Here is a 10,678-nt window from a genome sequence, read left to right on the forward strand (position 1 = left end):
TTGCTCAACGCGCCCGGAATACCTTGCGGGCCATTGCTGGTGGTGCGCTGTTCGTTGACCGACTGCTCACTGCGCAACGCCGGCTGATCCGGGTTGAATTGCTCGGTGGTTGATTCAACGGCGCTGAAATCCACGTCAGCCGAGACTTCGGCTTTGTAACGATCATTGCCCAACACCGGCTGCAGGATGTTGTGCACACGCTGAGTCAGCATGCTTTCCATACGGCGGCTGTAATCGAATTGCTTGCCGGCCATGGTCAGCTCGGAGTTCTCCGCCTGATCCGACAGTAAATTGCCTTTCTGGTCGACCACGGTGATCTGCGATTTGCTCAGCTCAGGCACGCTGGTCGCGACCAGGTTGATGATCGCCACGACCTGACCCGGCTCCAGTGAACGGCCCGAATACAGCTCGACCAGCACCGACGCACTTGGCTTGCGTTCGTCGCGCACGAACACCGAGCTTTTCGGAATAGCCAGGTGCACGCGAGCGCCCTTGACGTTGTTCAGGCTGGAAATGGTCCGCGCCAGTTCGCCCTCAAGGCCGCGACGATAGCGGGTCGCCTCCATGAACTGGCTGGTACCCAGGCCCTGTTCCTTGTCCAGAATCTCGAAACCGATATTGCCGTCGCTGGGAGTGACACCAGCGCCCGCGAGCTTGAGTCGCGCACGGGACAGGTCTTCGGCCTTGACCAGCAAGGCGCCGGAATTCGGTTCAACGGTATAGGGAATATCCGCGGCGGCCAGGGTATCCATGACCTGTTTGGCATCCATACCGGCAAGGCTGCCGTACAACGGGCGGTAGTCCGGTTGCTGCGACCACAACACGACGGCGAAGCCAATGGCCACGCTCGCTGCCAGGCCAACCAACAGGCCGACCTGACGCAACATGGTCATCTCGGAGAGGTTTTCCAGAAAGGACAAACCGAATAGCGGCGGTTTGCCGTCTATCGGAGTGGACTTGGCCGGAACATTATCGGCGGCTGCATCTGCCATTACTCAATCTCGTCCTTATACCGGCATCTGCATGATGTCTTGGTAAGCCTGAACCAGTTTGTTACGCACCTGGGTCAACGCCTGCATAGACACGCTGGCTTTCTGCGAGGCAATCATCACGTCCGTCAGGTCAACGCCGCTTTTGCCAATTTCGAAGGCGGAGGCCAACTGACTGGACGCTTGCTGGGTTTCGCTGACTTTATTAACGGCCTGACCGAGCATGTCGGAAAAGCTGCTGCCGCTCAATTCAGGGACGGCGGCCGTCGATTTAGGCGCAGACATGGCATCCATTTGCATGGCACGCATATCCAGCATCAATCGATTGAATTCAATACCTTGGCTCATGATCTGCTCTCTTAGGCGACCCGCAATTTTTTGACACTCACTCGACGGGTAGTGAGGAGTTAGCAAGACCGGTGCCAGCTCACCGGCAGCACTGAACAAAAGGTCTGCGCGAGTTTGTCGCAGGGGGGGTCAAGTGGCGAACAGGTACGCTTCCACATCCATACCGGCGTCGCGCATTTGCGCCAGCTTGTAACGCAAGGTGCGCGGGCTGATGCCCAGACGCTCCGCCGCTTCCTTGCGCCGGCCACGCTCGGCTCGCAGGGTGTCGATGATCAGCTGGAATTCGCGACGACGCAGGTCATCGCCCAGCGCGCCGCCGGGTTCAGGCTCGATTTCGATGCTGCGGGCTGCCGCAGGCGCAACGGTAGGCAATGGCGCATACGTGACCGGCCCGCTCAGGCAGAAGTCCTGGGGCTGGATCAAGCCCCCCTGCTGGAGTATCAACGCGCGCTGAATGGCGTTGTCCAGCTCACGCACATTGCCTGGCCATGGGTAAGCGATCAGGCAGGCCTGCGCCGCTGGCGATAATTTCGCTGGAGCATGTTTCATTTTATTGACGTGTTTGTTCAAAAGCCGCTCTGCCAGCGGCAGGATATCGGCGGTGCGCTCGCGTAACGGGCGCCAGGCAAGCGGGAATACCGAGAGCCGGTAATAGAGATCTTCGCGAAAGCGCCCCGCCGCCACTTCACCGGCCAGGTCTCGGTTGGTGGTGGCGACCACCCTGATATCCAAAGTGATCGGCTTGCGAGCGCCGACGCGTTCGACTTCGCGCTCCTGCAAAACACGCAACAGTTTGGCCTGAAGGCCCAGCGGCATCTCGGAAATCTCATCAAGCAGAATCGTGCCACCATCAGCCTGCTCGAATTTGCCGGCCTGGGCTGCAATGGCGCCGGTGAATGAGCCTTTCTCGTGACCGAACAAAGTTGCTTCGAGCATGTTGTCAGGGATCGCCGCGCAGTTGATCGCGACGAACGGCTGGGCGGCGCGATGGGAATGCTGGTGGATATAACGGGCGAGCACTTCTTTACCGGTGCCGGACTCACCGGAGATCAGCACCGTGGAATCACTGCGCGCAACCCGCGCCGCCAATTCCAGCAACTGCGCGCTGGCAGGCTCGAAAGCGACCGGGCCTTCGCCCTCTACTGCGCCGAGAGCACCCAGCGCATGGCGCTCCACCAGATCCAGCAGCGCTTTGGGCTCGAAGGGTTTGACCAGATAATCCGCAGCCCCCTGGCGCATGGCATCGACCGCGCGCTCGACTGCGCCATGGGCCGTCATCAGCAACACCGGCAGGTGCGGCTGACGTGCGCGCAATAGACCGAGCAACTGATGACCGTCCATGCCGGGCATATTGACGTCACTGAGGACAAGATTGAAGGGTTCGATGGCGACCGCCTCCAGCGCTTCTTCTGCCGAACCGACCGCCTTGTAGTCGTGGCCGGCGAGCAACAGCGTGTCAGCCAATGCTTCGCGTAACGAACGGTCGTCCTCTACCAGGAGAACCTTGATTGGCCTGCTCATTGTGTAACCCGCGCATTCGGCCGCTCGCTGGAGAATAACGGCAGGATCACTAATGCACAGGTCCCACGACCCAATCGCGAGCGCAGCTGCAATTCGCCCTGATGGGCACGCGCCACTGCCTTGACCACGGTAAGGCCCAGACCGGTGCCGGTGGTTTTGGTGGTAAAAAAGGGCTCACCCAATCGCGCCAGATCCTTGCCGGCGATGCCACTGCCATTGTCGCTGACGCACAGACGCAAGGTACCGCTACGGGCATAAAGATGAACTTTGAGGCGCACTTCACCGGCGCTGGCCTGGATGGCATTTTCGAGCAGATTGAGAATGGCGCCGACCAGCGTATCGCGGTTGCAGAGTAACTCCCCCGCGTGACTGTCACATTGCCAGCGGATTGGCAAGTCCTGAACATGCGTCAGCGCAGCCGATTGCAACGATTGCATCAACAACGCCGGAGTGATGCGATCGGTCAATGGCAACTCACCGCGCGCAAACACCAGCATGTCGCGGACTTGATGTTCCAGCTCGTGCAGACGCTCTTTCAGTCGTCCGGCAAAACGTTGCTGGGTTTGCACCGGCAAAGTCTGCTCGGTCAGATGACTGGCATAGAGCAACGCAGCCGACAATGGCGTGCGAATCTGGTGGGCCAGCGAAGCGACCATTTTGCCTAGTGAAGACAGGCGTTCATGCCGCGCCAGTTGATCTTGCAGATGACGGGTTTCCGTCAAGTCGTTGAGCAACACCAGTTGACCGGGCTCGGCGTCCAGCGAGCGGGTGGCGATGGACAGGCGTCGGCCATCCTTCAGGGAGATTTCATGACCATCGTCCTCGCGGGGTGCGAAGCAACGGGCAATCACATGGCGCCACAACTCGCCCTCCAGGGGCAGACCGAGCAGCTCACAGGCGGCAGGGTTGGCTTCACGCACGATGCCTTGGGCATCAATGACGATGACACCGCCGGGTAACAGATCGAGGAGGTTCTGCAGGCGGTTGGCCAAGCGTTCTTTTTCCGCCAGCTCCTGCATGCGCTGAGCGCTCACCACGGCCAGCTCACCCTTGAGCTCGGTGACCCGTGCCTCAAGCAAACTGTAGGAATCAGTCAACTGGCTGGACATCTGATTGAACAGCGAGAATGCCTGCTCGAGACCAAGCCGGCTCGCCTGTTCTACGGACGAGGGTTGCCCCGATACGTCAAGGACAGGAAATATCTGCGCGGCTTGGGGCATTGTGCTCTCTCGCTTGGTTGACCGTCAGTGAAACGGAATGTTGCGAGGGATGTAGCAATACCCGTGCCTAAAAAAAACCGGCTATAAATGAAGGACTTGAAAAATAGGCGTCAATCATCCGCCTGTTCATCACCGTCACGACGGCTCATGCCGTACTTGCGCATCTTTTCCACCAGCGTCGTGCGACGAATCCGCAGGCGTTCGGCAGCACGGGCAACGATGCCGTTGGCATCATCCAGCGCTTGCTGAATCAGCCCTTGCTCGAGACCACCGAGGTAGTCCTTGAGGTCCAGGCCTTCCGGCGGCAGCATGGCGTTCGCGGTGAAATCGGGTGTATGGCCGTTGATGGCCACGCGCTCTTCGAGATCGCTGCGCAAGCTGTCGACCAGTTGCTCGTCTTCATCGTCCACATAGCGGAATTTCTTCGGCAACTCGACCACACCGATCACGCCGTACGGATGCATGATCGCCATGCGCTCGACGAGGTTGGCAAGTTCGCGAACGTTGCCCGGCCAGCCGTGGCGGCACAGCGACATGATCGCGGCGGAGTTGAAGCGAATGGAACCGCGCTTCTCGTGCTCCATGCGCGAGATCAGCTCATTCATCAGCAGCGGGATATCTTCGACGCGCTCGCGCAGGGGCGCCATCTCGATCGGGAACACGTTCAGGCGATAGTAGAGGTCTTCGCGAAAGGTGCCGATCTCGATCATGCTTTCGAGGTTCTTGTGGGTCGCCGCAATGATGCGCACGTCGACACTCTGGGTCTTGTTGCTGCCCACGCGTTCGAAGGTGCGTTCCTGCAACACGCGCAACAGCTTGACCTGCATCGGCAGCGGCATGTCGCCGATCTCGTCGAGGAACAGGGTGCCGCCGTTGGCCAGTTCAAAACGTCCGGCGCGGCTGGTGATCGCGCCGGTAAAGGCGCCCTTTTCATGGCCAAACAGCTCACTTTCCAACAATTCCGCCGGGATCGCGCCGCAGTTGACCGGTACAAAGGGCCCGTCACGTCGCTTGGAGTGATAGTGCAGGTTGCGCGCTACCACTTCCTTGCCAGTGCCGGATTCGCCGAGGATCAGCACGCTGGCGTCAGTGTCTGCAACCTGCTGCATCATCTGCCGGACATGTTGAATCGCTCGGCTGGTACCGACGAGACTGCGGAAAAGATTGGGTTCACGGTGGCGGCCGCGCTCGCGGGCCTGATCGTACATCTCGCGATAGACCTGGGCACGGTGCAGGGAATCCAGCAATTTGCTGTAGCTGGGCGGCATTTCCAGCGTCGAAAGCACTCTGCGGCGCTGGTCTTCAGGCAAGTCAACGGAAGAATTATCGCCCATTAACAAAACCGGAAGGAACTCATCCCAGGTTGCGAGTGTCTTTAACAAGCCTGAAAGTGCGCCTGGCGCATTGACGGTCCCGATCAGGACACAGATCACTTCACGACTTGACGATAACGAGCCGACAGCCTGCTGCCAGTCATAGCTTGCGCAGGGTAAATTTTCTTCGCCGAGAAAATTCAAAATCACCGCCAGGTCGCGGCGACGGACGCTATCGTCATCAATCAGCAGAATTTTGGTTTCACGCCACATGCAATAGCAACTTCCCTAGTCAAACTCGGATGCCCAAAAAGGGGCAAGCTGGACGCTTGCAGACACCATATGCCTGTAGACGTCTGGTAATCGGAAACAGCCACTAGTTAAGTCAAAAAAATGCGCACAGTCAAATTTATGGCGCAGAAAAGTTTCGATTAACTGACGGTTTTTCAACCGAACAGATGGTAAACCTTTGCTGCGCTCTGCGCTTGATGGATCTGCGACATCTCGTCAACGATCGCCTGACGCTCACCTGTCGCTGCTTCAAGCAGCTTTTTGTAGACGCCCAGCAACTCTTCGAGATTGTCGCGCAACGCGGCTTCGTCCACGGTAGCTTCACTCAAGACGTCTTCCATGCAGGATCGGCAAGCCAGGTCCAATGCACCTATGGCTTCCCAGTTTCGCTCGGCCAGTGCACCCACCAGGCCTTCACGGGTTTGTTCGATACGCTGCAAGACAAGACTCATGGTGATCTCCTTAAAACTGCGGACCCGGCGCGGCGATAGCATCCCATCCGTCTTTGACGGTGCGGAGCAGATCGGCGACTTCGTCGAGGATTTTTGGGTCGGTCTTGATGTTGGCTTCGGCCAGACGCTTCATCATGTAGGTGTAGAGGTTATCCAGTTCACCTACTGACGCCGCCTGGTTTTCCAAATCAAGACCTTCTCGCAGGCCACCAATAATGCCGATGGCCTTGCCAATCAACACACCTTTGTTAGGTATGTCTTTACGCTCTATCGCGCCTTTGGCCTGGGCAATACGATCGAGGCCTCCTTCCATCAGCATCTGTACGAGACGATGGGGACTGGCTTCGGAAGTCTGCGCCTGCGCGCCAATCTTCTGGTATTGGCGAAGGGCTAACATCGGGTTCATGTTCTACCTCATCTGAAATCTGTGATTCGTTAAACAATGTATCGACGGCGCGTCAAAAAACTTTAGCCGCCAAACACGAAAGCCCGGAGCGTCAAATCACGCTGCCGGGCTTTTGGCGTTATCACGCTATCAGCTGTTCTTCTGCTGTGCAGCCATTGCTTCGAACATCGACGTGATGTTGCTGGCAGTGGCCTTTAGCTTACCGACGAGCGTGTCCATGTCGTTGTATTTTTTGGTGAGGACCGCAGTCAGCGTGTCAATACGACGATCAAGGGCCGCCTGGTCGTTTGCCAGCTTGGTTTTGGTTTTGCTCAGGGTGGCCGAACGCTGGTCCAGAATACCGGCCGTTTCTGAAAAAGGCGCAATAGCCTTATTCATGCGCTCCAGCAGACCGTTGCTACCCGTGAACAATTCCTGAACCTCACCGCCCAGTTTTTTGTCATTCAATGCAGCGGTGAATTTGGTGCTATCAAAATCGAGCGCGCCTGTCTTCTGATTGGTGGTAATACCCAACTGCGCCAACACCGTAAGCTTGTCTCCCGCACCGGTTTCAGACAACGGACCGCGTATGGCTGCCAGGATCGAACGAGGCAGCGCATCCCCGGTCAATGCTGCCGGTATGGTCGGGTTACCATCGTCATCAAGCGAAGGCTTGGTCAACGAGGTGACGCTATTGGCGATTGCATTGTAGGCATCGACGAACTTCTGGATAGAAGCTTTAAGGCCATCGGTGTTGGTAGACACCGTAACGGTCGAAGTCCCCACTGCCACCAGGTTGAAAGTCAGCCCAGATACCGCCTTGTCCACAGTATTGCTCTTGCTGGTCAGCACCATACCGTCGACTGTGAAACTGGCATCTACAGCCAAAGCACCGATTGAACCCGCAGACGCTGCGGTCATTGGGGAGCCGGTTGTACCCACGACTTTCGTGCCATCGATGGCCAACTCAGGGATGCCAGAGACGGAAATATCCGAACTGGCGCCAGTAGTGCTCGAACCCAGCACAAGACGTGAACCAAAGGAGTCAGTCACGATGTTGGCACTGATACCGGCATCTTTGAGCGACGTATCGGCGTTGATTGAGTCTCGAACCGATTGCAGTGTAGCGCCGGGTTTTATATCCAGATTGTACGTCCCGGTGCCCTGCTTGATGATCAGCGAGCCCTCAGTGATAGCGCTTGCCGTTCCACCGGCGAAAGCCTGACTGGACACTTTGGATGAGGTGGCTAGATTTTTGACATTGATGGCGTAGTTACCACCCACGGCTGCGTTACCAGCGGTGGCCGTAACGATTTTCAGATCAGAGGAAGCCGCAGCAAACCCGGAAAACAGCGGGTTGGTTTTGTTTCCCAAGTCAGTCATGGACTTGGTAAAGGCAGCCATCAAGGACTTCAAGGTTCCGATACCGGAAATGCTTGCGGTGTTAGTTGCAGTTCCACGGTCGATCTGACCTTGCTTGGCCGCTTTGTCAGCATTCACCAAGGCTTTGACGATAGCGCCGGTGTCAAGGCCAGAGCCTAAACCCGAGCCGGGTAGTATTGGACTTGCCATGTGTATCTCCCTTCAGTGTCTCGCCGGTCTTTTGACCACTACAACGCTCAAAAGAACATAACAACAAGTATCATGCCAGCCGTCAGGCTCTCGCGCTGAACAGCAGGCTGCTCGCGTCATTCAAGCTATTGGCCAGCTTCAGGACTTCTTCATTGGGGATCTGACGGACCACTTCACCGGAATCACTGGCAATGACTTTAACTACGACTTTGCCTGAAGGCTCATCAATAGAGAACTCCAGGTTGCGCTTGACCGACTGAACGAATTTTTCGATTTCCTGAACGGCCATCTTCAGTTTATCCCGCTCACTGATCGCATCCTTGGGCTCATCCTTGACCAATGCCACTGGCGCAGCATCAGCTCGAGGCTTTTCTGCGGTTGCCTCAGCAACGGGCGCTACCGGCTTGGCCGCAGGATAAGACAAGTTCAGCTTCACGCTCATATCCATGTCCATCACCTCGCTAAATCAAAAAAGCGAGAGAGCACGATAAACGCGCTCCCCCGCCCAAAACTCATCCAGCTATTACTGAAGCAGTTTCAGTACAGCGGATGGCAGTTGGTTGGCCTGAGCCAGTACTGCGGTAGAGGCCTGTTGCAGAGTTTGTTGCTTGGTCAGCTGTGCGGTTTCAGCAGCGAAGTCGGTATCTTGTACGCGACCCAGTGCAGCACTGGCGTTTTCGTTGATGTTCTGCAGGTTGGAGATGGTGCTGGTCAGACGGTTTTGCGCGGCACCAAGGTCAGCACGGGAGCTGTTGATGGTTTGCAGGGCACTGTCGATCGCGTCAACAGCAGCCGAGAAGTTAGCCTGGATGTCGCTGTCTGCACCAGAGATTGCGATTGTGCCGCTGTCAACACCCAAGGTGTCCGCCTTTAAGTCACCCAGAGTAATCGAGATCTGGTTGTCGGCGCTGGTTTCGGAACCAACCTGGAAAGTCATTTCGTTGCTAGCGGTGTTCAGCAGATTTTTGCCGTTGAGCTGGGTGCTGTCTGCAATACGAGTCAGCTCTTGCGACATTTGCATGAACTCTTTGTTCAGTGCATCACGGTCGTCGGTGCTGTTCGAGCTGTTACGCGACTGGATGGCCAGTTCACGCATACGCTGCAGAATGTTGGTTTGTTCCTGCATCGCGCCTTCAGCGGTCTGGGCGATGGAAATACCGTCGTTGGCGTTTTTGATCGCCATAGTCTGACCGCGGATTTGCGAAGTCATGCGGGTGGCGATTTGCAGGCCGGCAGCGTCATCTTTGGCGCTGTTGATTTTCAGACCGGACGACAGACGAGTCATCGAAGTCGACAGAGCATCGGAAGCCTTGTTCAGGTTTTTCTGAACATTCAACGATGTGACGTTAGTGTTTACTGTTAAAGCCATGACGAATTCCTCGTTGGTTGGGTACTGCGGCTTCCGGCCCTGGCAAGCGCCGGGTGTGGCCTAGAGAACCTTCGTAATAGTTATCGTCGTCAGAGCGGGTTGCTTGAGGGCTTTTTTAAAAAATTTTACTAGCAGACTGCCACCCCCTGTAAATCAAGGACTTGGCGCTTGCCTCGCCTAAAAAAATGACGTCAAAAATACTGCCACATGAAATTCGGGCAAAAAAAAACGCTGTCGGCAGGACCGGCAGCGCACTAAATGAACCTTGAGAAATCAGCCGCGATAGAGAATCGCCGATCCCCATGACAATCCAACACCAAACCCGCTGATGGCCACTCGGTTCCATGCTGAAGCCAAAACGTGTTTTTCCAGCAATAAAGGTATGCTCGACGACACGGTGTTGCCGGTCTCGACCATGTCCTTGATGAATTTCTCAGGCTCGCCTTCAAAACGTCGTGCCACCGCATCAACGATGGCCGCGCTGCCTTGGTGAATACAGAACGCATCAATGTCGCTGGCTTGCAGCGCCGACTCGTCGAGCAACTCGTGCAAGTGGGCAGGCACCTTCAGCAAGGCAAAGTTGAAGACCTGTCGGCCATTCATGAAAAATACACCTTCGCTGACTTTCAGGTGCGGCGCACCGGAACCATCCGTGCCGAACTTGGCTTTGCCCAGCAACCATGGCGCGTCTTCGGCCATCCACGTGGCAGTGGCTGCGTCACCGAAGAGCATGGTGGTGTTGCGGTCTTCAGGATCGACGATTTTCGAATACGGGTCGGCGGTAATGAGCAGACCGTTCTTCAAGCCTGCCGCTTCCATGAAGCCTTTCATGGCATAGATGCCGTAAACGTAACCGGAGCAACCCAAAGAAATATCAAAGGCGGCTACGTGGGTCGGCAGACCCAGTTTGTCCTGAACAATGGCAGCCGTGTGGGGCAACCCCTCTTCATCCCCGTTCTGCGTAACAACGATCAGTGCATCTATAGCGTCTGGCGACAATGTCGGATTGGCAGCGAACAAGGCTCTAACTGCTTCAACGCAAAGATCGGAAGTTTCCTGTTCGACTCCCTTTCGCGGCAAGAAGGTGGAGCCGATCTTGCCCAGAATAAAATCCTGGTCTTTGGCGAACTTCGCACCTTGGGCGTAATTGTCCACACCTTCGACAGGTACATAACTCGCGATGCTTTTGATGCCAATCATTGTGGCTTCCCGATAGAT

At 56.5% G+C, this 10,678-nt stretch carries 11 protein-coding genes; all 11 read right to left on the reverse strand.

Annotation, left to right across the window (positions count from 1 at the left end; all coding sequences use genetic code 11):
* The coding region (fliF, locus tag F8N12_RS24345) for a flagellar basal-body MS-ring/collar protein FliF (RefSeq protein ID WP_150582650.1) at positions 1-992 on the reverse strand (992 nt) is incomplete at its 3' end.
* A gap of 15 nt (positions 993-1,007) precedes the next feature.
* Positions 1,008-1,337, reverse strand: coding sequence for a flagellar hook-basal body complex protein FliE (fliE, locus tag F8N12_RS24350; RefSeq protein WP_150582651.1), 330 nt, complete (start codon positions 1,335-1,337; stop codon positions 1,008-1,010).
* Between the two features lie 129 nt (positions 1,338-1,466).
* Positions 1,467-2,858: a sigma-54-dependent transcriptional regulator gene (locus F8N12_RS24355; protein WP_150582652.1), complete on the reverse strand. Its 1,392-nt coding sequence runs from the start codon at positions 2,856-2,858 to the stop codon at positions 1,467-1,469.
* The gene (locus tag F8N12_RS24360; RefSeq protein WP_150582653.1) at positions 2,855-4,078 is read right to left on the reverse strand and encodes a sensor histidine kinase; all 1,224 of its coding nucleotides are present in this window, start codon (positions 4,076-4,078) and stop codon (positions 2,855-2,857) included. Before F8N12_RS24360 ends, F8N12_RS24355 begins: the two co-directional genes overlap by 4 nt.
* A gap of 110 nt (positions 4,079-4,188) precedes the next feature.
* On the reverse strand, positions 4,189-5,664 hold the full coding sequence (locus F8N12_RS24365) for a sigma-54 dependent transcriptional regulator (RefSeq protein ID WP_150582654.1): 1,476 nt from the start codon (positions 5,662-5,664) through the stop codon (positions 4,189-4,191).
* 173 nt (positions 5,665-5,837) lie between these two features.
* Positions 5,838-6,134: a flagellar protein FliT gene (locus F8N12_RS24370; RefSeq protein ID WP_150582655.1), complete on the reverse strand. Its 297-nt coding sequence runs from the start codon at positions 6,132-6,134 to the stop codon at positions 5,838-5,840.
* A 10-nt stretch (positions 6,135-6,144) separates the two neighbouring features.
* Positions 6,145-6,540, reverse strand: a complete 396-nt coding sequence (fliS, locus tag F8N12_RS24375) for a flagellar export chaperone FliS (protein ID WP_150582656.1) — start codon at positions 6,538-6,540, stop codon at positions 6,145-6,147.
* 129 nt (positions 6,541-6,669) lie between these two features.
* Entirely contained in the window at positions 6,670-8,091 is a 1,422-nt protein-coding gene (fliD, locus tag F8N12_RS24380; RefSeq protein ID WP_150582657.1) for a flagellar filament capping protein FliD, read from the reverse strand.
* 82 nt (positions 8,092-8,173) lie between these two features.
* Positions 8,174-8,539 carry a flagellar protein FlaG gene (locus F8N12_RS24385; protein ID WP_150582658.1) on the reverse strand — a complete coding sequence of 122 codons (366 nt, stop codon included), beginning with the start codon at positions 8,537-8,539 and terminating at the stop codon, positions 8,174-8,176.
* 75 nt (positions 8,540-8,614) lie between these two features.
* Positions 8,615-9,460 (reverse strand): flagellin domain-containing protein, encoded by an 846-nt coding sequence (locus tag F8N12_RS24390; RefSeq protein WP_150582659.1) that lies wholly within the window; start codon positions 9,458-9,460, stop codon positions 8,615-8,617.
* 273 nt (positions 9,461-9,733) lie between these two features.
* Positions 9,734-10,660, reverse strand: a complete 927-nt coding sequence (locus tag F8N12_RS24395; RefSeq protein WP_150582660.1) for a ketoacyl-ACP synthase III — start codon at positions 10,658-10,660, stop codon at positions 9,734-9,736.
* Positions 10,661-10,678 lie beyond the last annotated feature (18 nt).

Source organism: Pseudomonas fluorescens, from assembly GCF_902497625.1.
GTDB classification, from domain to species: Bacteria; Pseudomonadota; Gammaproteobacteria; order Pseudomonadales; family Pseudomonadaceae; genus Aquipseudomonas; species Aquipseudomonas fluorescens_BQ.